The 24,649-nt window shown below is 72.0% G+C and carries 18 protein-coding genes and 1 pseudogene; 13 read left to right on the top strand and 6 right to left on the bottom strand.

Features of this window, described 5'->3' with window-relative positions; genetic code table 11:
- Positions 1-115 precede the first annotated feature (115 nt).
- A complete protein-coding gene (locus Vgi01_RS02115) occupies positions 116-745 on the bottom strand; it encodes a TIGR03085 family metal-binding protein (RefSeq protein ID WP_102659143.1) in 630 nt (209 codons plus the stop codon).
- A 162-nt stretch (positions 746-907) separates the two neighbouring features.
- On the opposite strand from Vgi01_RS02115, the gene Vgi01_RS02120 reads away from it, so the two are divergent.
- Complete coding sequence (locus Vgi01_RS02120) at positions 908-2,776, top strand: ABC transporter ATP-binding protein (RefSeq protein WP_204289975.1); 1,869 nt, start codon at positions 908-910, stop codon at positions 2,774-2,776.
- 112 nt (positions 2,777-2,888) lie between these two features.
- Complete coding sequence (locus Vgi01_RS02125; RefSeq protein ID WP_373306832.1) at positions 2,889-4,667, top strand: ABC transporter ATP-binding protein; 1,779 nt, start codon at positions 2,889-2,891, stop codon at positions 4,665-4,667.
- Here the strand turns inward: Vgi01_RS02125 and Vgi01_RS02130 are convergent, their stop codons facing one another.
- From Vgi01_RS02130 to Vgi01_RS02140, 3 genes are all read right to left on the bottom strand, one after another.
- Complete coding sequence (locus tag Vgi01_RS02130; protein WP_204289976.1) at positions 4,668-5,315, bottom strand: TetR/AcrR family transcriptional regulator; 648 nt, start codon at positions 5,313-5,315, stop codon at positions 4,668-4,670. It lies immediately after the preceding gene.
- 68 nt (positions 5,316-5,383) lie between these two features.
- Positions 5,384-6,139, bottom strand: coding sequence for an ABC transporter permease (locus tag Vgi01_RS02135; RefSeq protein ID WP_204289977.1), 756 nt, complete (start codon positions 6,137-6,139; stop codon positions 5,384-5,386).
- The gene (locus tag Vgi01_RS02140; RefSeq protein WP_204289978.1) at positions 6,139-6,870 is read right to left on the bottom strand and encodes an ABC transporter ATP-binding protein; all 732 of its coding nucleotides are present in this window, start codon (positions 6,868-6,870) and stop codon (positions 6,139-6,141) included. The genes Vgi01_RS02135 and Vgi01_RS02140 overlap by 1 nt, the downstream gene beginning before the upstream one ends.
- A gap of 530 nt (positions 6,871-7,400) precedes the next feature.
- Between Vgi01_RS02140 and Vgi01_RS30390 the strand changes: the two are divergent.
- The 4 genes and pseudogenes from Vgi01_RS30390 to Vgi01_RS02155 all read left to right on the top strand — a co-directional run.
- Positions 7,401-7,718: pseudogene (locus Vgi01_RS30390) on the top strand (phosphoribosyl-AMP cyclohydrolase); the annotation flags it as partial.
- A 249-nt stretch (positions 7,719-7,967) separates the two neighbouring features.
- The gene (hisI, locus tag Vgi01_RS30395) at positions 7,968-8,396 is read left to right on the top strand and encodes a phosphoribosyl-AMP cyclohydrolase (RefSeq protein ID WP_102659177.1); all 429 of its coding nucleotides are present in this window, start codon (positions 7,968-7,970) and stop codon (positions 8,394-8,396) included.
- Complete coding sequence (locus Vgi01_RS02150) at positions 8,393-9,946, top strand: anthranilate synthase component I (RefSeq protein WP_102659138.1); 1,554 nt, start codon at positions 8,393-8,395, stop codon at positions 9,944-9,946. The genes hisI and Vgi01_RS02150 overlap by 4 nt, the downstream gene beginning before the upstream one ends.
- The gene (locus Vgi01_RS02155; protein ID WP_102659137.1) at positions 9,943-10,470 is read left to right on the top strand and encodes a Trp biosynthesis-associated membrane protein; all 528 of its coding nucleotides are present in this window, start codon (positions 9,943-9,945) and stop codon (positions 10,468-10,470) included. The genes Vgi01_RS02150 and Vgi01_RS02155 overlap by 4 nt, the downstream gene beginning before the upstream one ends.
- A 67-nt stretch (positions 10,471-10,537) precedes the next feature.
- Here the strand turns inward: Vgi01_RS02155 and Vgi01_RS02160 are convergent, their stop codons facing one another.
- Complete coding sequence (locus Vgi01_RS02160) at positions 10,538-10,789, bottom strand: hypothetical protein (protein WP_102659136.1); 252 nt, start codon at positions 10,787-10,789, stop codon at positions 10,538-10,540.
- A gap of 441 nt (positions 10,790-11,230) precedes the next feature.
- On the opposite strand from Vgi01_RS02160, the gene trpC reads away from it, so the two are divergent.
- The 5 genes from trpC (at position 11,231) to Vgi01_RS02185 (ending at position 16,786) form a co-directional block, all read left to right on the top strand.
- Positions 11,231-12,034: an indole-3-glycerol phosphate synthase TrpC gene (gene trpC / locus Vgi01_RS02165; RefSeq protein ID WP_102659135.1), complete on the top strand. Its 804-nt coding sequence runs from the start codon at positions 11,231-11,233 to the stop codon at positions 12,032-12,034.
- A gap of 37 nt (positions 12,035-12,071) precedes the next feature.
- Entirely contained in the window at positions 12,072-13,331 is a 1,260-nt protein-coding gene (gene trpB / locus Vgi01_RS02170; protein ID WP_204289979.1) for a tryptophan synthase subunit beta, read from the top strand.
- On the top strand, positions 13,328-14,143 hold the full coding sequence (trpA, locus tag Vgi01_RS02175; RefSeq protein ID WP_204289980.1) for a tryptophan synthase subunit alpha: 816 nt from the start codon (positions 13,328-13,330) through the stop codon (positions 14,141-14,143). Before trpB ends, trpA begins: the two co-directional genes overlap by 4 nt.
- A 173-nt stretch (positions 14,144-14,316) precedes the next feature.
- Positions 14,317-15,588, top strand: coding sequence for a prolipoprotein diacylglyceryl transferase (lgt, locus tag Vgi01_RS02180; protein ID WP_204289981.1), 1,272 nt, complete (start codon positions 14,317-14,319; stop codon positions 15,586-15,588).
- Positions 15,589-15,601: 13 nt separating this feature from the next.
- Positions 15,602-16,786 carry an FAD-dependent oxidoreductase gene (locus Vgi01_RS02185; protein WP_204289982.1) on the top strand — a complete coding sequence of 395 codons (1,185 nt, stop codon included), beginning with the start codon at positions 15,602-15,604 and terminating at the stop codon, positions 16,784-16,786.
- A 487-nt stretch (positions 16,787-17,273) separates the two neighbouring features.
- Here Vgi01_RS02185 and Vgi01_RS02190 read toward each other — a convergent pair whose 3' ends face one another.
- Positions 17,274-18,122 (bottom strand): GNAT family N-acetyltransferase, encoded by an 849-nt coding sequence (locus Vgi01_RS02190; RefSeq protein ID WP_204289983.1) that lies wholly within the window; start codon positions 18,120-18,122, stop codon positions 17,274-17,276.
- A 148-nt stretch (positions 18,123-18,270) separates the two neighbouring features.
- On the opposite strand from Vgi01_RS02190, the gene gltB reads away from it, so the two are divergent.
- Both gltB and Vgi01_RS02200 read left to right on the top strand, forming a co-directional pair.
- Positions 18,271-22,992: a glutamate synthase large subunit gene (gene gltB, locus Vgi01_RS02195; protein WP_204289984.1), complete on the top strand. Its 4,722-nt coding sequence runs from the start codon at positions 18,271-18,273 to the stop codon at positions 22,990-22,992.
- On the top strand, positions 22,985-24,493 hold the full coding sequence (locus tag Vgi01_RS02200; protein ID WP_204289985.1) for a glutamate synthase subunit beta: 1,509 nt from the start codon (positions 22,985-22,987) through the stop codon (positions 24,491-24,493). Before gltB ends, Vgi01_RS02200 begins: the two co-directional genes overlap by 8 nt.
- The last annotated feature ends 156 nt before the right edge of the window (positions 24,494-24,649 follow it).

Here is a 24,649-nt window from a genome sequence, read left to right on the forward strand (position 1 = left end):
TTCCGCCGCCCCCGGGGCGGAGCGGCGCGGCCAGAGTACGGGAGCGGCGATCAACGCAGGGTGTTGGCTGTATAACGTTTTCGGTTCTGTTCGCTGGCCGCTTCTGCACATTGGGCTAAAAGCCCAGCTTTGCTCCACGTAGCCGATCCGCCGGACCGGGGGCGCCGTCGACCTCCACTTGGGCCACCCGCTGCCGTCCGGACAGGAACAGGATCAGCTCGCCCGGCGCGCCCACCAGCCGCAGCGGTTCGCCGCCCCGGCCGGTGGCCACTTCTCCGTGCCCCGGCGCGACGACTGTCAGCTGGGCCGGGAAACGGCGTAGCGCCATTCGGGCCAGGGTGGAACTGCGCCGCCACAGTGCCTGGTCCAGTTCGGCCGGCAACTGGCGCGGCTGCCACTGCGGCTGGGCCCGGCGTACGTCCTCGTGGTGGATGAAGAACTCCATCATGTTTGCCAACTCGTCGGTCAACGGGTTGCTCATCGGGCTCCACACCGGAGGATGGCGTACCTGGTCGAGCAGGTGCGCCCAGTCGCTCGCCGCGACCTGCCGGCGAATCCGCTCGCCCCGATCGCGCAGCGGGGCGAGCACAAGACCGGCGGCGGCGTCCGGTCGACGCTCCCGTACCACGAGGTGCGCGGCGAGGTCGCGAACCGTCCAACCCTCGTTGATGGTGGGGGCGTCCGGTCCCAACTTCGACATCAAGTCGGTGAGCGCCTGGCGTTCGGATCGGGCGTACCGCGGCATGACTGCGATGGTAGGTGCAACTGACCGATCCTGCCCGGTTCGCCGATGCGCGGGGTTGCTCCGGCCGGGGGTGACGTCGGACATATCCACCCGGGGTCGGCGGGACGAGCGGGCAGCGGTAAGGATGAGAGAGGATACTGGCGGCTTACGGCGGGGGAGACAGTGGCGAGCGGGACAAGTCGGGAGGTGCTCGGTCGCGGGCTGGGCGTCCTGGGACGGGCCATCCGCGAACAGCCGAGGATCTTCGCGGTCGCGGTCAGCGGCAGCGTGCTGTTCGGCGCGATGGTGGTGGCCAGCGCGTTCGTGGTCGGTCGGGTGGTCGGCGACGTGGTGGTCCCGGCGATCGAGAGCGGCTCGGTCGGGGTGAGTGCCCTGGTCATCGCGGCCACCGCGCTGTTCGGGCTCAGCGTGCTGCGGGTGGTCGGCATCTTCGGTCGGCGACTCGGCGCGGGATACATGCAGTACCGCCTGCAGGCCGACTACCGGCGTCGGGTCACCCGCCGCTACCTCGACCTGCCGTTGTCCTGGCACCACCGCAACGCCACCGGCACGCTGCTGTCCAACGCGAACTCCGACGTGGAGGCGGCCTGGCAGCCGATCGCCCCGCTGCCCTTCGCGGTCGGCACGCTGGTGATGCTGGTCGGCGCGGTGTCGTTGCTCTTCTTCACCGACTGGGCGCTGGCGCTGGTCGGGCTGGCGGTGTTCCCGGCACTGTTCGCGCTCAACGTCGCCTACTCCCGGCGGATGGCACCGCGGCAGGCCCGCGCCCAGCGGCTGCGGGCCGAGGTCAGCGGAATCGCCCACGAGAGCTTCGACGGCGCGCTGGTGGTCAAGACGATGGGCCGGGAGAGCCAGGAGACCGCCCGGTTCGCCGACCGGACCGGACAGCTGCGCGACGCGTTGATCTCCGTCGGCCGGCTGCGCGGCATCTTCGATCCGATGCTGGAGACCCTGCCCAGTCTCGGCACCCTGGCGGTGCTTGTGGTCGGTGCGTACCGCCTGCGCCAGGGGGCCATCGACGTGGCGGAACTGGTGAGCGTGGCCTTCCTCTTCACCGTGCTGGCGTTTCCGGTGCGGGCGATCGGCTGGGTGCTGGCCGAGCTGCCGCGCAGCGTCGCCGGCTGGGACCGGGTCAGCCGGGTGCTCGACGCCACCGGCGAGATGCCGTACGGCGAGCAGCGGCTCGCCCCCACCACCGCACCGGCCTCGCTCACCTTCACCGACGTCGGCTTCGCCTACGAGCCCGCCGAGGCGCACCTGCCCGGCGCGCAGGTGCTCGGCGAGGTCTCCTTCAGCGTCGAGGCCGGCAGGACCGTCGCCCTGGTCGGGCCGACCGGCTCCGGCAAGTCGACAATCGCTTCGCTGGCCGTGCGGCTGGTGGATCCGCTGGCCGGCACGGTCCGCATCGACGGGGTGGACGTGCGGCAGTTGACCGCGGATTCGCTCGCCGACAATGCCGCTCTGGTGGCGCAGGTGCCGTTCATCTTCGACGACACGATCCGGGCGAACGTCTCGCTGGACCGGCCGGGCATCGACGACGAGGTGGTCTGGAGCGCGTTGCGGTTGGCCGAGGCCGACGGTTTCGTCGCCGCCCTGCCCGACGGGCTGGACACCATGGTCGGCGAGCGGGGCACCTCGCTGTCCGGGGGCCAGCGGCAGCGACTCACCCTGGCCCGGGCGCTGGCCGGACGTCCCCGGCTGCTGGTGCTCGACGACGCGACAAGCGCGGTCGACCCTCGCGTGGAGGCGGCCATCCTGGCCGGGCTGCGCTCGTCGGCGACCGGTGGCCCCGGCGCGTCGATCCTGGTGGTGGCGTACCGCCGGGCGACCATCGCGCTCGCCGACGAGGTCATCTACCTGGAGCAGGGCCGGGTGCTCGCCCGCGGCACCCACTCGACGTTGCTGGCCACCGTGCCGGGCTACGCCGACCTGGTCACCGCCTACGAGCAGGCCGAGGTCGACCCCGAGAACAGAACGGACGACTACGACGATGTGGCCCCCCTGCCCTCCGGCCTGGAGGTGGACCGGTGAGCGCGAGGAATGCAGCGCAGCGGAGTCCCGCAGTCGGGAACGAAAGGCGGGTCCGGTGACCGCGAGGAATGCAGCGCAGCGGAGTCCCGCAGTCGGGAACGAAGGTGAATCGGTGAGCGTGGAGAACGCGGCGTCCGAACGGGCCGAGTCGACCTGGGCGACGCTGCGCCGTGGCCTGGCCCTGTCCCCGGAGTTGCGGGTGGGCCTGGCCGGCACGCTCGGCCTGGCGTTGGTCTACATGCTCGGCCGGGTGGCCGTACCGGTGGCCGTGCAGCAGGGCATCGACCGGGGCATCGTCGGTGGGCTCGACCTGAACGCCCTGTTCGTCGTGGTGGCGGTGACCGCTGCGGTGCTGGTGGTGACCACCGCCTGCGGCTACCTGATGATGCGACGACTGTTCACCGTCAGCGAGACCGCGTTGGCCGGTGTACGGGTGCGGGCCTTCCGGCACGTGCACGACCTGTCGATGTTGCACCAGCAGTCCGAGCGGCGGGGTTCGCTGGTGTCCCGGGTGACCAGCGACGTCGACCAGATCACCCAGTTCCTCCAGTGGGGTGGCGTGATCCTGCTGGTCAACCTGGGTCAGTTGGCGGTCACCACAGTGGTGATGCTGGCGTACTCCTGGCAGTTGACCCTGGTGGTCTTCGCCGCCTTCGTGCCGGCGGTCCTGGTGATCCGGCTGCTTCAGCGCCGACTGGCCGCCGCGTACGGGGTGGTCCGGCAGCGGACCGGCGCGTTGCTCGGCGCGGTCGGGGAGAGCGTGGTGGGCGCGCCGGTGATCCGGGCGTACGGCATCGCCGGGCGGACCGCCCGGCGGCTGGACCAGGCGATCGACAGTCAACGGCAGGCCCAGCAGAAGGCGATCCGGATCAGCATCCTGGGCAGTTCGGTCGGCGAGTTGGCCGCCGGGGTGGCGCTGGCCGGGGTGGTGGTCGTCGGTGTGCTTCTCGGTGCCGACCAGACGCTGAGCATCGGCGAGGTCACCGCGTTCCTGTTCCTCGTGACGTTGTTCATCCAGCCGGTGCAGATCGCCACGGAGGTGCTCAACGAGGCGCAGAACGCCATCGCCGGCTGGCGTCGGGTGCTTGATGTGCTGGACGTGTCCCCGGACGTGGCCGACCCGGGCGAGCAGGGGCGGGAGTTGCCGTCCGGCCCGTTGGACATCCGGTTCGCCGGGGTGAGTTTCGCCTACCCGAACGGCCCGACGGTGCTGCACGACGTCAGTCTGGAGATCCCGGCGAAGAGCCGGGTGGCGGTGGTGGGCGAGACCGGCAGCGGCAAGACCACCTTCGCCAAGCTGCTCACCCGGCTGATGGACCCGACGCGCGGTGACGTGCTGCTCTCCGGGGTGCCGCTGACCGACGTACGGTTCGACTCGCTGCGGTCCCGGGTGGTGATGGTGCCGCAGGACGGCTTCCTGTTCGACGCCACTGTCGCCGACAACGTCCGCTTCGGCCGCCCCGAGTTGACCGACGAGCAGCTCACCGCCGCCTTCACCGAGTTGGGGCTGAGTGACTGGCTGGACGGCCTGCCGGCCGGGTTGGCCACCGGGGTCGGCGAGCGTGGCGAGGCGTTGAGCGTGGGGGAGCGGCAGTTGGTCGCGTTGGCCCGGGCGTACGTCGCCGATCCGGACCTGCTGGTGCTGGACGAGGCGACAAGCGCCGTTGACCCGGCCACGGAGGTCCGGCTGCAACGGACCCTGGACGCGGTGACCCGGGGTCGGACCACCCTGGCCATCGCGCACCGGCTCTCCACGGCGCAGAGCGCCGACGAGGTGATCGTGGTGGACCGGGGCCGGATCGTGCAGCGGGGTCCGCACGACGAGCTGGTCGCCGATCCGGATTCGGTCTACGGCCTGCTCTACGCCTCCTGGCTGGAACAGACCCGCTGATCACCCCGGCTGGTCGGGCTGGTCACCCGGCTTGTCGGGCTGGTCGCCAGGTCGGTCGGGGAGCGGGGCGGTGAGGTAGCGCTCGATGGTGGGCGCGATCGCGGCGACCAGGACCTCGGGGTCGGCGGTGGCGATCGGTTCCAGCCGGATCACGTGCCGCATCACCGCCAGCCCGACCAGTTGGCTGGCCGTCAGTGACCCGCGTAGCGGCACCTCCGCCGGATCGACGTCGAGGTGGTCGAGGATCGGGCGCAGCACGTGGATGGTGAGGAACTCGCGCAGCAGCCGGGCGGTCCATTCGTTGCTGACCGCGGAGCGCAGCATGGCGATCCCGGCGGTGCCGGCGGGGGAGTCCCACACCGAGAGGAAGGTCCGCACGATCCGCTCGCCGAGGCCCGCGCGGTCGCCGGCGAGCACCGCGGGCAGCACCTCGCGGGGGTCGAACGGCGCCTGCATGGCGGCCAGGAAGAGCTGGTCCTTGCTGCCGAAGTAGTGGTGCACCAGGGCCGGGTCCACTTTGGCGGCGGTGGCGATGGCCCGGATCGTGCTGCCGTCGTACCCACGCTGCCCGAAGGTGGCCCGGGCCGCGTCGAGGATCGCCTCGCGGGTTGCCGGGTTGCCGGGGCGTCGACCGGTCCGCCGTGCCATCGTCCTCCTGTCGCCGGATGCCACGCCGTGTCCGGGCCCGGGCTGACCCGGACGCCCGGACGTGGGTGTCAACTGCTGCGTCGTCGCAGGGTGGCCGCGGCGAGCAGCAGCGCCAGCACCGCCACGGCGGCGACCACGGCCACGTCGCGCCACATCGTCGCGGTCGGCTCGGCGTGCGCCCCCACCTCCTGCAGGGCCTCGACGGCGTACGTCAGGGGCAGCGCGTCGCTTACCGCCTGCAACCAGCCGGCCATCTGTTCCCTCGGCACGAACAGCCCGCAGAGCAGCAGCTGCGGCGCGACCACGACCGGCATGAACTGTACGGCCTGGAATTCGGTGCGGGCGAAGGCGCTGCACAGCAGCCCGAGCGCGACGGCCAGCACCGCGTTCAACGCGGCGATCATGATCACCAGTGCGCTGCTGCCGGCGGTGTGCAGGTCGAAGACCCAGTACGCCACGGCCGAGGCGATGGTGGCCTGTACCGCGCCGGCCAGCCCGAAGGCGATGCCGTAACCGAAGAGCAGGTCGGCCTTGGCCAGCGGGGTGGTGAGCAGGCGTTCCAGCGTGCCACTGGTCCGCTCGCGGAGCATGGCGATGCTTGTCACCAGGAACATGATGATGAACGGGAAGAAGCCGAGCATGACAAGTGCGATCCGGTCGAAGGCGGACGGCGTTCCCGGCACACTGGGCTGGTCGGCGTACATGTAGTAGACGAGCGTGAGCAGCACGGTGGGCACCACCACGAGCAGGGCCACCGTACGCCGGTCGTGGCGCAGTTGACGCAGGATGCGCCCGACGGTGGCGACGAGGATCCGGCTGTTCATCACGCCTCCCCGGCCTGCGTCGTCTCGGCTGCCCTGATCAGCCGCAGGAACGCCTCGTCGAGGTCGTCCACCCCGGCGGCGGACCGGACGGCGTCCGGCGTGTCGTCGGCGATCAGCCGTCCGGCGCGGATCAGCAGCAGCCGGTCGCAGCGGGCCGCCTCGTCCATCACGTGACTCGACACCAGCAGCGTCGTCCCGGTCGCGGCCAGTTCGTGGAAGCGGGCCCAGAGGTCGGCGCGCAGCACCGGATCCTGACCGACTGTCGGTTCGTCGAGCACGATCAACTCCGGAGCACCGATCAGCACGCAGGCCAGTGACGCCCGGCTGCGCTGCCCACCGGAGAGGTTGCCCACCAGTTGTCCTGCCGCCGAGGCCAGACCCACGTCGGTCACGGCCCGGTCCGCCTCGGCCGCGCCCCGGCCGTGCAGGGCGGCGAAGTAGCGGGCGTTCTCCCGGACCGTGAGGTCGGCGTAGACGCTCGGCGCCTGGGTCAGGTAGCCGACCCGGTGCCGCAGACCTGCCGAGCCGGCCGCCTGACCCAGCACGGTCACCGCGCCGGCCGTGATCACCTGCACCCCGACGATTGCCCGCATCAGGGTGGTCTTGCCGCTGCCGCTCGGCCCGAGCAGCCCGGTGACCGAGCCACCGGGGACGACGGCGTCGATGCCGTCCAGAACTCGCCGTCCGCCCCGGTCCACGACCAGGCCCCGGACGGCGATCGCGTCGACCATCGTCCACCTCCGCACGAACTCATCAACTGTTGAAATCAACGCTAGTTGAATTAGTTGGACCCGGAAAGAGTGGGGACTGATAGCACGGGCAACTAATGATGTAACGGACACTGAGTCCGTCATCGGACATTGCACCTAGATCGGACCTGCGGCAGGATGGCGCAGTGGATCACGCTCCGTCATCGGACAGTCGATTCTTCGACGACTGGACCGCACGGCTGCGGGCGAGCGCCGACCGACCCGTGGTGGGCATTCTGCTCCGCGGCAGCCACGCCCGTCGGGCCGCTACCGCCCACAGCGACGTCGACGTCGACGTCCTGGTCGGCGGTGGTGCGCCGTACGCGGCCCGCCGGGCCTACATCGCGGAGCATTCCGGCCGGCTGACCCATGTCTCGGTCGCGGCTCGGGACATCCGCTCGTGGGTGACCCGACTGGGCGAACCGGCCGACTGGGCGTTCGGCCTGCCCGTGACGGCCCCCGCCCGGCTGCTGTGGGCGGATCCGCGCTGGCGGGCCCGCATCGATCTGCCGGTGCTCTGCCAGCCGGCCGACGAGCCACGGCTGGAGGAACTGATCGCCAGCCTCGGCAAGGTGGCCGCGGCCCGGGACGCCGACGACCGGCTCGGGGTCCGGCTCGCCGCCGCCGACCTGGCGCGGCTCTGCCCCTCGGTGCTGCGACTGGCCAACCCCTCCGTCCGGGTGGTGTCCCGCCGGTTGGCGTTCGCCGCCGCGCTCGACCTGCCGGTGGCGCCCGCCGGCTACCGCGAGGCCATGCTGCGCTGTCTCGGGTTGCGGCCCGGCTCGACCCGCCAACTGTGGGCGGCCGCGGCCCGGCTGGTGACCGGCATCCTCCCGTTGATCCGCCCGTACGCCGCCGAGGTGGCGGAGGTCGGCGGCGCGGACCTCGCCGCCGCCCTGCTCGACGGCCGGCTGGATCGTTACGTGGCCCAGCTGGGTCACCCCGCGGTCCCACCCCAGCACACCGGCCAGGAGGCCGCCGCCCTGCCGCCGCCGGGTCGCGAGTCGACCGGGGCGGTGCCGTCCGACGGTCGGGAGGCCGCTGGGGTACCCGCGCCGCGTGCGGAACAATGGCTAACTGTGCCCGTACCTGACGCGCCGGTGACCGGCGCCCACCGCGAAGAGTCGCCCCCGCCCGGCGGCCCGGACCGGCCGTCCCGGCTCGATCCGGCGATCGCCGCCCGGCTGCGCCGGACCCCCGACGGCCTGGTGGCCGCCGTGGTCCGTCAGCACGACAGCGGTGAGGTGCTGATGGTCGCCTGGATGGACGACGAGGCCCTGCACCGCACCCTGACCACCGGCCGGGCCACCTACTGGTCGCGCAGTCGCCGGGAGTACTGGGTCAAGGGCGCCACCTCGGGCCACCACCAGTACGTCCGCTCCGTCGCGCTGGACTGTGACGGCGATGCCGTGCTGGTCAGCGTCGACCAGGTGGGTGCCGCCTGCCACACCGGGCAGCGCACCTGCTTCCACACCGAGCTTCCGGTCACCGGCGAGGTGACCTCGTGACCGACGGCCGGGTGAGCCCGGACGAGACCACCTTCACCGAACTGGCGGCCCGCTGGCGGGTGGTGCCGGTGACCCGCCGGCTGCTCGCCGACGCGGAGACTCCGGTCGGGGTCTACCGCAAGCTCGCCGGTGGCCCCGGCACCTTCCTGCTCGAGTCCGCCGAGCAGGGTGTCGGCTCGGCGGGGCTGGCCTGGGCCCGGTACTCCTTCGTCGGCGTACGCAGCAGTGCCACCCTTGTCGAACGCGACGGCGCGGCGGCCTGGCTCGGCACGCCCCCGGCCGGCCTGCCGACCACCGGCGACCCCGTCGAGGTGCTGCGAGCCACGGTGGCCGCGCTGGCCGGCCCGCCCGGCGACCCGCAGGGTGGGATGCCGCCGTTGACCGGGGGCATGGTGGGCTACCTCGGCTACGACCTGATCCGGCGGTTCGAGCGGCTGCCCGCGCTCACCGAGGACGACCTGGCCGTACCCGAGCTGGGCATGATGCTCGCCACCGACCTGGTGGTGCTCGACCACTTCGACGGCTCGGCGATCCTGGTCGCCAACGCGATCCTGCCGCCGCAGGACGAGCCGGGCCGCGAAGCGCTCGTCGCCGCCGCGTACCACCACGCGGTGGGCCGGCTGGACGCGATGACCACCGCGCTGTCGCGGCCCATCCCGCCGATGGTCTCCACGGTGCACCGCCCACCCGTCGGCGAGGTGCGCAGCCGTACCCCCGACGGCGGCTACCCCAAGGCGGTCGAGGCGGCCAAGGAGGCGATCCGGGCCGGCGAGTGCTTCCAGATCGTGCTGGCCCAACGCTTCGAGCGGGACACCGCCGCCGACCCGCTGGACGTCTACCGGGTGCTGCGCACCACAAACCCCAGCCCCTACATGTACCTGCTGCGCTTCGACGACTTCGACATCGTCGGGTCGTCGCCCGAGGCGCACCTGAAGGTGACGATCGAGGACAGCGGCGAGCGGCGTGCCCTGCTGCACCCGATCGCCGGTACCCGCCCGCGCGGCGCGACCCCGGAGGCCGACGCCCGTCTCGCCGCCGAACTGCTCGCCGACCCGAAGGAACGGGCCGAGCACGTCATGCTCGTCGACCTGGGCCGCAACGACCTGGGTCGAGTCTGCCGGCCCGGCACCGTCGAGGTGCCGGAGTTCGCCACCATCGAGCGGTACAGCCACGTCATGCACATCGTCTCGACCGTGGTCGGCACCCTGCGCGAGGACCGCACGGCCTTCGACGCGCTGGCCGCGACGTTCCCGGCGGGCACCCTCTCCGGTGCCCCCAAGGTGCGCGCCATGGAGATCATCGAGGAACTCGAACCGGTACGCCGTGGCCTCTACGGCGGCACGGTCGGCTACTTCGGCTTCGGCGGCGACCTCGACATGGCCATCGCGATCCGGACCGCCCTGATGCGCGCCGGACGCGCCTACGTCCAAGCCGGTGCCGGGGTGGTGGCCGACTCCGACCCGGCCGCCGAGGACCAGGAGACCCGCAACAAGGCCGCCGCGGTGCTGGCAGCCATCGCCGCCGCCGAAACCCTGAGAGCGGCCCGATGACCGCCCGGCGTGAGTTGGCGTACGCCGTGCTGCTCTGCCTGGCGGGTGCGGGGCTGGCGCTCTGGGCGGTGACCCGCACCTGGGTGCTGGACTCCACCACGTCGTCTGCCCTCGACGAAGGGGGTACCGGCGCGCAACTGCTGCCCTGGCTGCCGGCGCTCGCCCTGGTGGGACTGGCCGGCGGGGGTGCGGTGCTGGCCACCGGAGGTTGGCTGCGCCGGGTGCTCGGTGCGCTGCTGGCGCTGTTCGGCCTCGCCCTGGCCGGCGGCGGTGGCTACGGGCTGCTGGCGGACCTCGGCGACCAGGTCAGTTCGCAGTGGCCCGCGCTCACCCTGCTCGGTGGCCTGATGGCGGCGGCCGGCGGGGCGTTGACCGCGCTGCACGGAAACCGTTGGCCGGCGATGAGCGCCCGGTATGAACGCCGATCGCGGCGTGACGCCGACACGTCCGGCCCCATCCAGGGCGCCGGCACCGTGGAAGCCTGGGAAGCACTCGACCGGGGCGAAGACCCCACAGTGCGCTGAGCTCTGCGTCGGACCGGAGGCTGGTGAGTTCGGCGACCTGCTGAGCGGCGGGGTGCGGCCGGGCTTGTCAGCTGACGGGTTGGCGGTCGCGGGTGCGGGCGGCGGCCAGCTCGGCGACCAGTTGGTTCAGGGCGGCGCGCTGGTCGGCGCGGGCGCGGTCGGCGCAGATGGCTTCCCAGGCGTTGCCCTGTGCGGTCCGGATCCGGGTCGGACCGACCACGGCGCGCTCGACCGTGTGGACGACACCGACGGCGAGCGACGCGACGGTACGGGAGATGGTGGTGAGTCCGATGGTCTGCTGCCGCGCGGAGGAACTCATGAGAACCCCGAAGAGATCGTCGTGGTGGAGGGGCAAGCGCGTCATTGAGTTTGCCCGAGAACGATGCTGCGCGGCTCACGTTTCGTAGTGATGACTGCAACGTCAACTCTGCGGTAGTGGTCCTGACCAGGCAAAGGGTCGTTCGTCCTTGAGCTAGCTCACAGCATCGACGACTGTCGTGGTGGGTCGTGGGTTCGCGCCGACCAAGCTCGCGCATGGGTGTCTGTCGATGGGGCGGTGACGTAGAGTCACGGTACGTTTGCGCAAGTCGGCCATTATGCCCGAGCCATTTCGTGAGGAGCGCCATACCCCCGGCGGGCGGTGCCTGGCAGTGCCCCCTAGCATCGGCCCATGACACCCGGAGAGGGGAGTCCGTTGGTGACTGCTGAGCATGCGCACGCGGAGGGGGACGAAGCCGGTTCGTCGGCCGCCCCGACAAGCGTGCTCGACGAGATCCTGGCCGGCGTCCGCGAGGACGTGGCCCGGCGGCAGGAGCAGGTTCCGCTGGAGCGGATCCGCGAACTCGCCGCCGCCGCCCCACCGCCGTTGGACGCGTACGCGGCCCTGCGTCGGCCGGGCGTCGCCGTCATCGCCGAGGTGAAGCGCTCATCGCCGTCCAAGGGCCAGTTGGCGGAGATCGCCGACCCGGCCGAGCTGGCCGGCGAGTACGCCGCCGGTGGGGCCCGGGCGATCAGTGTGCTCACCGAGGGGCGCTGGTTCGGTGGCTCGCTGGACGACCTCGCCTCGGTGCGCGCCGCGGTGAACGTCCCGGTGCTCCGTAAGGACTTCGTGGTCTCCAGCTACCAGGTGCACGAGGCCCGTGCGCACGGCGCTGACCTGGTGCTGCTGATCGTCGCCGCGCTGGAGCAGAACGTGCTTGTCGGCCTGCTGGAGCGGATCGAGTCGCTGGGCATGACCGCGCTGGTCGAGGTGCACGACGAGGAGGAGGCCGACCGGGCTCTGGAGGCCGGTGCGCAGGTGATCGGCGTCAACGCCCGCGACCTGCGTACCTTGGAGGTCGACCGGTCGGTGTTCGAGCGGATCGCACCGGGGCTGCCGAGCAGCGTCGTCAAGATCGCCGAGTCCGGCGTACGCGGTCCGCACGACCTGATCCGGTACGCCTCCGCGGGTGCCGACGCGGTCCTCGTCGGCGAGGGCCTGGTCACCAAGAAGAGTCCCCGCGAGGCGGTGGCCGAACTGGTCAACGCCGGAAACCACCCGGCCACGCCCCGCCCGGTGCGCTGACGTCGTACCGGTTGTCCTTCGAGGGAGAGGTTCCCCGATGAGCGCAGGTCACGGCAGGAGCACCGCGGAGTCGGCCGGTCCGGCGGCGCAGTTCCCGGACCCCGCCGGTCACTTCGGTCGTTTCGGCGGGCGGTTCGTGCCGGAGGCGCTGGTCGCGGCCCTGGAGGAACTGGACGTCGCACACCGTACGGCGATGGCCGACGAGGCGTTCCGCGCCGAGTTCGCCGCGCTGCTGCGGGACTACGCGGGCACCCCGTCGCTGCTGTACGAGGCCCGCCGCTTCTCCGCCCGCGCCGGTGCCCGGGTCCTGCTCAAGCGCGAGGACCTCAACCACACCGGCGCGCACAAGGTCCGCAACGTGCTCGGCCAGGCGTTGCTCACCCGGCGGATGGGCAAGAAGCGGGTGATCGCCGAGACCGGCGCCGGTCAGCACGGCGTCGCCACCGCCACCGCGGCCGCCCTGTTCGACCTCGACTGCGTGGTGTACATGGGTCAGGTCGACACCGAGCGGCAGGCGCTGAACGTGGCCCGGATGCGGATGCTCGGTGCCACCGTCGTCCCGGTGACCACCGGCAGTCGTACGCTCAAGGACGCGATGAACGAGGCGATGCGCGACTGGGTCGCGAACGTCGACGACACGCACTACCTGATCGGCACCGCCGCCGGCCCGCACCCGTTCCCGGCGCTGGTCCGCGACTTCGTCCGGGGCATCGGCGACGAGGCCCGGCAGCAGTGCCTCGACCTGACCGGCGCGCTGCCGGACGCGGTGACCGCGTGTGTCGGCGGCGGCTCCAACGCGCTGGGCATCTTCCACGCCTTCGTCGACGACCCGCAGGTGCGGCTGTACGGCTTCGAGGCCGGCGGCGAGGGGGTGGCCAGCGGCCGGCACGCGGCCAGCATCACCGGTGGCTCTGCGGGCGTCCTGCACGGCACCCGCACCTACGTGCTCCAGGACGCCGACGGGCAGACCGTCGAGTCGCACTCGATCTCCGCCGGCCTGGACTATCCGGGTGTCGGCCCGGAGCACGCCTGGTTGCACGACACCGGGCGAGCCAGCTACCTGCCGATCACCGACGACGAGGCGATGGCGGCGTTCGAGCTGCTCTGCCGTACCGAGGGCATCATTCCGGCGATCGAGAGTTCGCACGCGCTCGCCGGCACCCTGGCCATCGCCGGGAAGCTCGCCGCCGAGCTGGGCCGGCAGCCCACCATCGTGGTCAACCTTTCCGGCCGGGGCGACAAGGACGTGCACACCGCCGGCGGGTACTTCGGCATCCTGGACGGGGAGTCGGCATGAGCGAGCAGAGCCGGATCGGGGTGGTCTTCGACAAGGCGCGGGCGGAGGGCCGGGCGGTGCTGATCGGCTGCATGCCGGCCGGGTTCCCCACCGTCGAGGGCAGCATCACGGCGATGAAGGCGATGGTGGCGGCCGGGGTCGACGTGATCGAGCTGGAGATCCCGTACTCCGACCCGGTGATGGACGGCCCGGTCATCCAGCGGGCCAGCGACATCGCCCTGGCCGGGGGCGTACGCACCCGGGACGCGTTGCGGATCATCGAGGAGGTCACGGCCACCGGCGCGCCGGTGGTCACGATGACCTACTGGAACCCGATCGAGCAGTACGGCGTGGACGCGTTCGCCCGGGATCTCGCCTCGGCCGGTGGCACCGGACTGATCACGCCCGACCTGATTCCCGAGGAGGCTGGCGAGTGGCTGGCCGCCTCGGACGCCCACGGGCTGGACCGTACGTTCCTGGTCGCGCCCTCGTCGACGGACGAGCGATTGGCGATGACTGTCGAACACTGCCGCGGTTTCGTCTACGCCACCGCGCTGATGGGGGTTACCGGGGCCCGTACGCAGACCTCCGAGGCGGCGCCCGTGCTGGTGTCCCGGGTCCGCAAGGTGACCGACCTGCCCGTCGGCGTCGGCCTCGGGGTCGGCACCGGCGCCCAGGCGGCCACCGTCGCCGGCTACGCCGACGGCGTGATCGTCGGCAGCGCCCTGATCCGCTGCCTCCTCGACACCCCCGACGAACCCACCGCCCTCACGGCCCTCACCACCCTCACCACCGCCCTGTCCACCGGCGTCCGCCACCCCACCACCCCCTAGCCCCGCCCCCCTTTTCCCGCCGATCATGCACTTTTGGTCGCCCTTATGCCTGGAATGTCAGGGTTTGTAGGGGCGGGAAGTGCAAGATCGCGGGGAGTGGGGGTGGGTGTAGGGGTGGTCGCGGTGGTGGGCCGGGGTGACGGTGGAGGGGTTGGCAGCGGTAGGGTGCGCGCGTGAGTCTCGCCTCGCCGACGTACCTTGCCGCCATCCCCAGCCCGAGCACCGCCGTGTGGCACCTCGGGCCGATACCCCTGCGGGCGTACGCGCTGTGCATCATCGCCGGCATCGTGGTGGCCTGCTGGGTCACCGACCGGCGACTGCGCCAGCGTGGGGTCGCTCCCGGCGCGGTGCTGGACATCGCCCTGTGGGCGGTGCCGGCCGGCATCATCGGCGCCCGGATCTACCATGTGATCACCTCACCCGCGGCGTACTTCGGCACCGGCGGTGACCCGATCAAGGTCTTCTACATCCACGAGGGTGGGCTCGGGATCTGGGGGGCGGTCGCCGGTGGCGCGGTCGGCGCCTGGCTCGCCGCCCGGCAGTTGGGCATCCCCTTCGCGGTGGTCGCCGACGCGCTGGCACCCGGCCTGCCCCTGGCGCAGGCGGTCGGCCGGCTCGGCAACTGGTTCAACAACGAGCTCTACGGCAGTCGGACCGACCTGCCGTGGGGCCTGGAGATCCACCGGATGGACGGCGGGCAGGCGCTGCGCGACGAGGCGGGCCGGCCGATCCTTGAGGAAGGGCTCTACCACCCGACCTTCGCCTACGAGGCGCTGTGGAACGTCGGCGTCGCGGCGCTTGTCTTCTTCCTCGACCGCAAGCTGCGGCTCGGCCGAGGCCGGGCGTTCGCGCTGTACGTCATGGGCTACACCGCCGGCCGCTTCTGGATCGAGATGATGCGTACCGACGAGGCGAACACCATCCTCGGCGTACGCCTCAACGTCTGGACCGCCGCGCTGGTCTTCCTCGGCGCGCTGGCGTACTTCCTGCTGGTCCGCGGCCCGCGCCAGTACCTGATCCCGATCGGTGCTTCCGCCGCCACCTCGACGGCGGCCTCCGACGTCTCCCAGGTGGACCTCTCCGCCCGGCAGGCGGGCGAGCAGCCGGCCGCGCCGGACGGCTACCGGGTGGTCAGCGAGGAGCAGTTCCGCCACTGGCAGGAGACCGGCGAGGCGCCACCCGAGCACACCGGCACCGACGATCCCGCAACGGGCACCACCGGTGCTTCCGTAACGGGCACCACCACCGGCGTCGCCGGAACGGGCACCACCGCGACCGGCGCTTCCGGGACGGGCACCACCGCGAGCGGCGACGCCGTGACGGGTGAGTCGGTGACCGCCGCAGGCCGGTCCGACGATGCGGCAACGGCCGAGGAACGGCCAGGCGACGCGGCCACCGACGGCGGTGCGGCCGCCTCGGCTCGGCCCGCCGAGCGCGACAGCTGAACGAGGGGGCGGTATGCGGACCGCGGTGGTGGTCGGCGGCGGGTTGGGTGGCCTCGCGGTCTCGGGTGCGCTGGCCCGATCCGGCTGGCAGGTCACCCTCCTGGAGCAGGCCGACCGGATCCGCCCGGAACCGACAGCCGTCGTGCTCTGGCCGAACGGGGTCCGCGCCCTCCGTGCCCTGGATCTCGGTGCCGGCCTGGACGCGGTCGCCACGGCGCTGCCCGATGGTGGGGTACGCCGTCCCGACGGTCACTGGCTGGTCCAGCCGCGCCCGGTCCCGGTCGAGCGGCTTCCCGTCGTGGTGCACCGCGAGGACCTGCACGACGCCTTGATCGCAGGGCTGGGTGACCGGGTCGAGCTGCGTACCGGGGTGACCGTACGAACGGTGCGAGCGACACCGGGGGCCCGCCCCGCCGTCGGCGACGGCCGGCACCTGTACGAGGCCGACCTGGTGGTGGCGGCGGACGGCGTCGACAGCGTGATCCGTCGTCAGCTCGCCCCCGGGGCCAACGTGGTCAGCTCCGGATGCGCCGCCTGGCGGGCGGTGATCCCCTGGTACCGGGCACCCAACCTGTCCGAGTCGGTCAGCGGCGAGATCCTCGGCGCGGGCTACCGCTTCGTGGCCGCCTCACTCGGCGAGCGGGGCTCCTCCGGCGCTTCCAGCCGAGGCGGCATCTACTGGATGGCCACCGCCGCAGGCGCTGCCCGGCCCGAGCCGCCGCAGACCCAGTTGGCGCTGCTGCGTCGCTGGTACGCCGGCTGGCCCGGGCCTGTCGAGGAGTTGCTGGCCGCCACCGAGCCCGACGACCTGGTGCAGCAGGAGATCCGTGAGCTGCGCCCGTTGCCGAAGGCGTACGGCTTCCCGCTCGGACCGGGCGGGGTGGTGCTGCTCGGTGACGCCGCCCACGCCATGCCGCCGCACCTCGGCCAGGGGGCGTGCCTCGCCTTCGAGGACGCCGCCACGCTCGCCGTGTTGCTACGTGAGTCGACGCTGCCCGACGCGGTGCTCGCGTACGACCGGGCGCGTCGCCCCCGCGCGGCCGCCGTGGTCCGTCAGACCCGTCGGATGTCCGCCGTGCTCCAGACCCGAGGCCGACTGGCCCTGCGCGCCCGCGACGTCGCCCTCAACACCATCACCCCGCGCATCCTCGGCACCGCCGCCACCGTAGCCGCCCAGTGGCGCCTCCCACCCCCCTAACCCGCCCCACCCTCCCACCCGCCCCGCCCGCCCCGCACCCTCGCCCCTCCCTCGGCGTCGATCATGCAGTTCTCGTCGGTGCAAAGGTGACAAAACGGGATGAAGGGGCGACCGCAAGTCCATGATCGCGGCGTACCGCGGGCTCGCGGCGGACTGCGTCCGCCCGCCCGCACCCTGACCGCTCGTGCTGCGTCGATCATGCAGTTCTGGTCGCGACGAAGGGTGACAAAACCGGACCAGGCGGCGACCGAAAGTCCATGATCGCGGGAGCGTGGTGGGGCTGGCGGCGGAACGCGCCCGCTCACCCGGACCCTCGCCTCGCTCGCGGCGTCGATCATGCAGTTCTGGTCGGCGCAAAGGTGACATAACCGGACCAGGTGGCGACCGAAAGTCCATGATCGCGGAGTGCGGGAGGGGTGGTGCGGGAGGGGTGGTGCGGGAGGGGTGGCGCGGCGGGGTGGGGGTGCGATGGGGTGGGGTGGGTGGGTCAGGGTGGGGGGATGGTGGGGGGTTCGGCTATGCAGGCGGTGCCGATGCGGCGGAATCCGGCGCGGAGGTAGACGCGGGCTATCTCGTCGCTGCCGGCGGAGAGGAAAACTACCTCGACGCCCTCGGTGAGCAGGGCGTCTGCCAGGGCGGCGGTCACGGCGGCGGCCAGTCCGCGGCGGCGGGCGCTGGGCAGGGTGGCCACTCCGGCGATCTCGGCGACGTCGTCGACCCGCATGGCCATACCGCTGGCGAGAACCCCGTCCGCCGGCGTCTCGGCGAGGGCGGCGAGTCGGCTGCCGTCGGCGATGCGGGTCAGTTCCTCGTCCAGGGCGGCGACTTCCAGGCCCTGCAGGGCGGCGTCGCGCTGGGCCGGTCCCGCCTCGCCGCGGCTCGTGCCGGGGGCAGCGAAGCCGATCGCCGCGACGGCCCGGCGGGCGGCCACGTCGGCGGCGGCGGGTGGTGCCGAGGCGGTCAGGAGTCGCACCGGTACGTCGGTGAAGGTGGCCGGGTCGGCCAGGGCGGCCGGGTCGAGCACCAGCAGTGGGGCCTCCAGCACGGCGAGGCCGGCCGAGCGGGCCACCGTGAGCAGGTCGGGGTTGATCTCGTGCACCCATTCCAGGGTTTCGGGCAGGCCCAGTTCCCGTTGTCGGGCGCGAACCGCGGTCAGATCGGCCAGCGACGGTGACCGGTCCGCGCCGCGACGAGGGCGGGCGTAGAACGGCCATCCACTGCCTTCGCGGACGAACAGGACGCAACTACCGTGATCCTCCGCGCGGGCGGCGTCTCGCGGCACAGCGTCATAAAATTGTTCCAATCGGCCCAGCAGGTCAGCGTGGTCTGCATCCACCCGGCGAGACTACCTGTCCCAGAGTCTGGACGGTGTGATCAATCTGCACTGGCCCTGCGTACCCAGCCCTAACGTAGACTCAGAAGTCCGTGTAGAGGGCCGACGTCGTCCCGACCATGATCCACCCTGAGTGACGACAGGAGGCCCGGTGGCCTTTGCGTACCCACACCGCCCCCAGCCGGCACCGCAACACCCCCAGGTGACGTCCCCCGCCGGCCTCTACGACGCCGCCCACGAGCACGACGCCTGCGGTGTTGCCTTCGTGGCCGACCTGCACGGTCGACGCTCCCATACGGTGGTCGCCAACGGTCTCGGCGCCCTGTGCCGGCTGGACCACCGGGGTGCCCGCGGTGCGGAACCGAACACCGGTGACGGCGCCGGCATCATGATCCAGGTGCCGGACGCGTTCCTGCGCGCGGTGGTGGACTTCCCGCTGCCTGCGGCCGGCGAGTACGCCACCGGCCTGGTCTTCCTGCCCGACGACGATGCCGGCGAGGCCCGCGCCCGCCAGGTCGTCGAGAAGTACGCCCTGGTCGAGGGGGCGGAGCTGCTCGGCTGGCGGGACGTGCCGGTCGATCCGTCCGACCTCGGCGCCACGGCGCTGGCGGCGATGCCCCGGGTGCGGCAGCTGTTCCTCGCCGCCCGCCGGCTCACCGACACCCCGGCCGGCCCGGCCGGTTCCCCGCTGCGCGGTCTTGAGCTGGAACGGGTCGCCTTCTGCGTACGCAAGCAGGCCGAGCGGGAGTCCGCCGAGCGTGGCGTGCCGGCGTACTTCCCGTCGCTGTCCGGGCGGACCATGGTCTACAAGGGCATGCTCACCCCGGACCAGCTGCCCGCCTTCTACCCGGACCTGACCGACGAGCGGGTGGACAGCGCCATCGCCCTGGTGCACTCGCGCTTCTCCACGAACACGTTCCCGTCCTGGCCGCTGGCTCACCCGTACCGGTTCATCGCCCACAATGGTGAGATCAACACGATCCGGGGCAACCGGAACTGGATGCAGGCCCGCGAGGCGCTGCTGCGCACCCCGGAACTGTCCGGCAACATCCGTCGGGTCTTCCCGATCTGCACCCCCGCCGCCTCCGACTCGGCCAACTTCGACGAGGTCCTGGAGCTGCTGCACCTGGCCGGGCGGAGCCTGCCGCACGCGGTGCTGATGATGATCCCGGAGGCGTGGGAGAACGACCCGGACATGGCCGCCGACAAGCGCGCCTTCTACCGGTTCCACGCCAGCCTGATGGAGCCCTGGGACGGGCCGGCCTCGGTCGCCTTCACCGACGGCGAGATCGTCGGCGCGGTGCTCGACCGCAACGGTCTGCGGCCGGGCCGCTGGTGGCAGACCGCCGACGGCCTCGTCGTGCTGGGCAGCGAGGCGGGCGTACTCGACCTCGACCCGGCCACCGTGGTCGCCAAGGGTCGCCTCCAGCCCGGCAAGATGTTCCTTGTCGACACCACCGCCGGTCGGATCGTGCACGACGACGAGATCAAGACCGAGTTGGCCGCCGCCCAGCCGTACGCCGACTGGCTGCACGCCGGGCTGATCGAGATGGACGACCTGCCGGCCCGCGAGCACCAGGTCTACACCCATGATTCGGTACGCCGCCGTCAGCTGACCTTCGGTTACACCGAGGAGGAGCTGAAGATCCTGCTCGCTCCGATGGCCCGTACCGGCGCGGAGCCGATCGGCTCGATGGGCACCGACACCCCGATCGCCCCGCTGTCCACCCGGCCCCGGTTGCTCTACGACTACTTCCACCAGCTCTTCGCCCAGGTCACCAACCCGCCGCTGGACGCCATCCGGGAAGAGTTGGTGACCAGCCTGGCCATGACCATCGGCCCGGAAGGCAACCTGCTCGACCCGGGTCCGGCGAGCTGCCGGCAGATCGTGCTGCCCTACCCGGTGATCGACAACGACGAGCTGGCCAAGATCCTCAGCATCGACGAGGACGGCGACCTGCCCGGCTTCAAAGCGGTACGGGTCTCCGGGCTCTACCGCATCCGCGACGGCGGGGCCGGGATCAAGGCCCGGCTGACCGAGATCTGCCGGCACGTCTCCGAGGCGATCGAGGACGGCGTACGCATCCTGGTGCTCTCCGACCGGGACTCCAACGCGGACCTGGCCCCGATCCCGTCGCTGCTGCTCACCGCGGCGGTGCACCAGCACCTGGTCCGGGAGCAGACCCGCACCCAGGTCGCGCTGATCGTGGAGTCCGGCGACTGCCGCGAGGTGCACCACGCGGCGGTGCTGATCGGCTACGGCGCGGCGGCGGTCAACCCGTACCTGGCCTTCGAGTCGGTGGAGGACATGATCTCCACGGGCGCGTTGGCCGGGGTCGAGCCGCGGGCCGCGATCCGCAACTACGTCAAGGCGCTCGGCAAGGGCGTCCTGAAGATCATGTCGAAGATGGGCATCTCGACGGTGTCGTCGTACTGCGGTGCGCAGGTCTTCGAGGCGGTCGGGCTGGACACCCGCCTGATCGAGCGCTACTTCCGGGGCACCCCGAGCACGATCAGCGGCGTCGGTCTGGACGGCATCCACGCCGAGGTGGCGGCCCGGCACGCGCTGGCCTGGCCGGCGCCCGGCCTCACCGCCAGCGAGCGACTGCCGGTGGGCGGGGAGTACCAGTGGCGTCGCGAGGGCGAGCTGCACCTGTTCAACCCGGAGACGGTGTTCCTGCTCCAGCACGCCACCCGCAGCCGCCAGTACGACGTGTTCCGCAGCTACACCGCGAAGGTCGACGAGTTGGCCGCGAAGGCCGGGTCGCTGCGTGGGCTGTTCCGGCTGCGTACCGGCGAACTGCCGCCGGTGCCGATCGAGGAGGTCGAGCCGGCCAGCGAGATCGTCAAGCGGTTCGCCACCGGCGCCATGTCGTACGGGTCGATCTCGGCGGAGTCGCACGAGACCCTGGCGATCGCGATGAACCGCCTCGGCGGCAAGTCCAACACCGGTGAGGGCGGCGAGGACGTCGACCGGCTGCACGACCCGCTGCGCCGCTCGTCGGTCAAGCAGATCGCCAGTGGCCGGTTCGGGGTGACGAGCGAATACCTGGTAAACGCCGACGACCTTCAGATCAAGATGGCGCAGGGCGCGAAGCCCGGCGAGGGTGGGCAGTTGCCCGGCAACAAGGTGTGGCCGTGGATCGCCCGGACCCGGCACGCCACCCCCGGCGTCGGCCTGATCTCGCCGCCGCCGCACCACGACATCTACTCCATCGAGGACCTCGCCCAGCTGGTGCACGACCTCAAGTGCGTCAACCCGGCCGCCCGGGTGCACGTCAAGCTGGTCAGCGAGGTCGGCGTCGGCACGGTCGCCGCCGGGGTGGCCAAGCTCAAGGCCGACGTCATCCTGATCTCCGGCCACGACGGCGGTACCGGCGCGTCCCCGCTGAACTCGCTCAAGCACGCCGGCACCCCGTGGGAGCTGGGCCTGGCCGAGGCGCAGCAGACGCTGCTGCTCAACAAGCTGCGCGACCGGGTCACCGTGCAGGTCGACGGCCAGCTCAAGACCGGTCGGGACGTGATCGTCGCGGCGCTGCTGGGTGCCGAGGAGTTCGGCTTCGCCACCGCCCCGCTGATCGTCTCCGGCTGCATCATGATGCGGGTCTGTCACCTGGACACCTGTCCGGTCGGCATCGCCACCCAGAATCCGGTGCTGCGGGAGCGTTTCACCGGCAAGCCGGAGTTCGTGGAGAACTTCTTCCTGTTCCTCGCCGAGGAGATCCGCGGCTACCTGGCCGAGCTGGGTCTGCGCAGCATCGACGAGGCGATCGGCCGCACCGAGCTGCTCGACGTGGCGCCGGCGATCGAGCACTGGAAGGCCGGCGGGCTCGACCTGCACCGGGTGCTGCACCTGCCGCAGCTGCCCGAGGGGGCGGTCCGTCGGGGCGTACGCGCTCAGGATCATGGCCTGGAGCTGGCGCTGGACAACCAGCTCATCGCGCTGGCGGAGCCGGCCCTGCACGGCGACGGCGAGCCCGTCCCGGTGCGGGCCGAGGTGACGATCCGCAACGAGCACCGCAGCGTCGGCGCGATGCTCGGTGGCGAGGTCACCCGCCGCTACGGCGGTGCCGGGCTGCCCACCGACACCATCGAGTTCACCCTGCGTGGCACGGCCGGGCAGTCCTTCGGGGCGTTCCTGCCCCGCGGGGTCACCCTGCGGTTGTACGGCGACGCCAACGACTACGTCGGCAAGGGACTCTCCGGTGGGCGGCTGATCGTCCGGCCGGCACCGACGTCGCCGTTCGTCGCCCCCGACGCCGCACCGGGTGGCCGTGCCGAGGACCAGATCATCGCCGGCAACACCATCCTGTACGGCGCCACCGGCGGCGAGGTCTTCCTGCGCGGTCGGGTGGGGGAGCGGTTCGCGGTCCGCAACTCCGGTGCGGCAGCCGTCGTCGAGGGCGTCGGCGACCACGGCTGCGAGTACATGACCGGCGGCACGGTGGTGGTGCTCGGCGCGACCGGGCGCAACTTCGCCGCCGGCATGTCCGGCGGTACCGCCTTCGTCTGGAACCTCGACCGGCGGCGGGTCAACACCGAACTGGTCGACCTGTCCACGCCCAGCGAGGCGGAGCGGGCCCGACTGCACGAACTGGTGCAGCGGCACTTCGCCGAGACCGACTCGGCGGTCGCCGAACAGCTGCTCAAGCGCTGGCCGGAGGCGGTGGAAGAGTTCACCGCAGTGGTACCCCGGGACTACCGCCGGGTCATGGAGATCATGCAGGCCGCCGAAGCTGCCGGCCAGGACGTCGACGACGCGGTGATGAGCGCCCTGGCGCCGCCAGCCGCGCCGCAACCGCAGCCGGCACCCGGTGAGGTGTCGCTGGCCCCCGTGAACCGGGTGGCCGCCCAGGAGGTGGCTCGTGCCTGACCCGAACGGTTTCCTGCGCTACCCCCGCCGGGTGCCGGCGCGCCGGCCGGTGCCGGTGCGCATCAGCGACTGGCGGGAGGTCTATCCGCCGGCCGGTGAGGAGCTGATCCGCGAGCAGGCGGCCCGGTGCATGGACTGCGGCATCCCCTTCTGCCACAGCGACACCGCCGGTTGCCCGCTGGCGAACCGGATCCCGGACTGGAACGACCTGGTCCGCACCGGCAACTGGGACGCGGCGGTGGAGTCGTTGCACGCCACAAACAACTTCCCCGAGTTCACCGGTCGGCTCTGCCCGGCGCCCTGCGAGGCGGCGTGCGTGCTCGGCATCGCCGGGGGTGACCCGGTGACCATCAAGCAGGTCGAGGTGGAGATCGCCGACGCCGCGGTGGCCCGGGGGCTGACCCCGCGTCCGGTGCCGCCGCCGACCGGGCGGTCCGTCGCCGTGGTCGGTTCCGGCCCGGCCGGGCTCGCCGCCGCGCAGCAACTGGCCCGCGCCGGGCACGCCGTCACCGTGTACGAGCGCGACGACGCGATCGGTGGCCTGCTGCGGTACGGCATCCCCGACTTCAAGCTGGAGAAGCGGCACATCGACACCCGGCTGGCCCAGCTCACCGCCGAAGGGGTGCAGTTCCGTACCGGGGTGAACGTCGGCGTCGACATCACCGCCGAGCAGTTGCGTGAGCAGCACGACGCGGTGTTGCTGGCCTGCGGGGCGTTGCAGGGCCGCGAGACCGACACCCCGGGCCGGCAGCTGCGGGGCGTACACCAGGCGATGGCGCATCTGGTGGCGGCGAACCGGGTGGTGGCCGCGGCCGGTGAGGGGCGGCCCGCCCTGGCCGTCCTGGCCGACGGTACGCCGATCGACGCGGCCGACAAGCACGTCGTCATCATCGGCGGCGGCGACACCGCGGCGGACTGCCTCGGAGTGGCCCACCGCCAAGGCGCGGCCGGCGTACACCAGCTCGACCTGTACCCGCAGCCACCTCGGGCCCGCGACGAGGCGCGCGATCCGTGGCCGACCTGGCCGTGGATCCTGCGCGAGTACGCCGCCCACGAGGAGGGCGGCGAGCGGGTCTTCGCGGTGGCGGTGCAGGAGTTCGTCGACGACGGCACCGGCGCGGTCCGGGCGGTACGCATCGCCGAGGTGACAGTCGAGAAGCGCGACGGTCGGCGGATCCTCACCGTCGTGCCGGGCACCGAGCGGGAATTGCCCGCCGACCTGGTGCTGCTGGCGATCGGCTTCGAGGGCACCGAGGAACAGCCGCTGCTGGCGCAGTTCGGGCTCGCCCGCAACGCCCGGGGCGCGATCGACTCGCGGGCCGACTGGCAGACCGGGTCCGACGGCGTCTTCGTCGCCGGTGACATGCACCGGGGGGCCTCGCTGATCGTGTGGGCGATCGCCGAGGGCCGGGCCGCCGCTGCGGCGATCCACACCTACCTCGGCGGGGTGGGCGCGCTTCCTGCGCCCGTGCACGCCGCCTCCCGCCCACTCGCGGTGTAAGGAAGGGCCCCCTTTTAACGTCTCGTGTAGAGCAGGGGTCCCCTGTTAACAGCACACGGCACCCGCCTGACCGGTACCGATCAGGCGGGTGCCGCACTATTCCCTTCATCGGCATGTTTCGATAGCATTACCGCCCAGTAACAACCCTTGGCCACG

Source organism: Micromonospora gifhornensis (genome assembly GCF_016863515.1).
In the GTDB taxonomy this organism is placed as follows: Bacteria; Actinomycetota; Actinomycetes; order Mycobacteriales; family Micromonosporaceae; genus Micromonospora; species Micromonospora gifhornensis.

Bases quoted from the DNA above. Each gene is read 5' to 3' on its own strand.
- Vgi01_RS02115 (WP_102659143.1), bottom strand. From the start codon at position 745: ATGCCGCGGTACGCCCGATCCGAACGCCAGGCGCTCACCGACTTGATG.
- Vgi01_RS02130 (WP_204289976.1), bottom strand. From the start codon at position 5,315: ATGGCACGGCGGACCGGTCGACGCCCCGGCAACCCGGCAACCCGCGAG.
- Vgi01_RS02135 (WP_204289977.1), bottom strand. From the start codon at position 6,139: ATGAACAGCCGGATCCTCGTCGCCACCGTCGGGCGCATCCTGCGTCAA.
- Vgi01_RS02140 (WP_204289978.1), bottom strand. From the start codon at position 6,870: ATGGTCGACGCGATCGCCGTCCGGGGCCTGGTCGTGGACCGGGGCGGA.
- Vgi01_RS02155 (WP_102659137.1), top strand. From the start codon at position 9,943: ATGACCGCCCGGCGTGAGTTGGCGTACGCCGTGCTGCTCTGCCTGGCG.
- Vgi01_RS02160 (WP_102659136.1), bottom strand. From the start codon at position 10,789: ATGAGTTCCTCCGCGCGGCAGCAGACCATCGGACTCACCACCATCTCC.
- trpB (WP_204289979.1), top strand. From the start codon at position 12,072: ATGAGCGCAGGTCACGGCAGGAGCACCGCGGAGTCGGCCGGTCCGGCG.
- trpA (WP_204289980.1), top strand. From the start codon at position 13,328: ATGAGCGAGCAGAGCCGGATCGGGGTGGTCTTCGACAAGGCGCGGGCG.
- Vgi01_RS02185 (WP_204289982.1), top strand. From the start codon at position 15,602: ATGCGGACCGCGGTGGTGGTCGGCGGCGGGTTGGGTGGCCTCGCGGTC.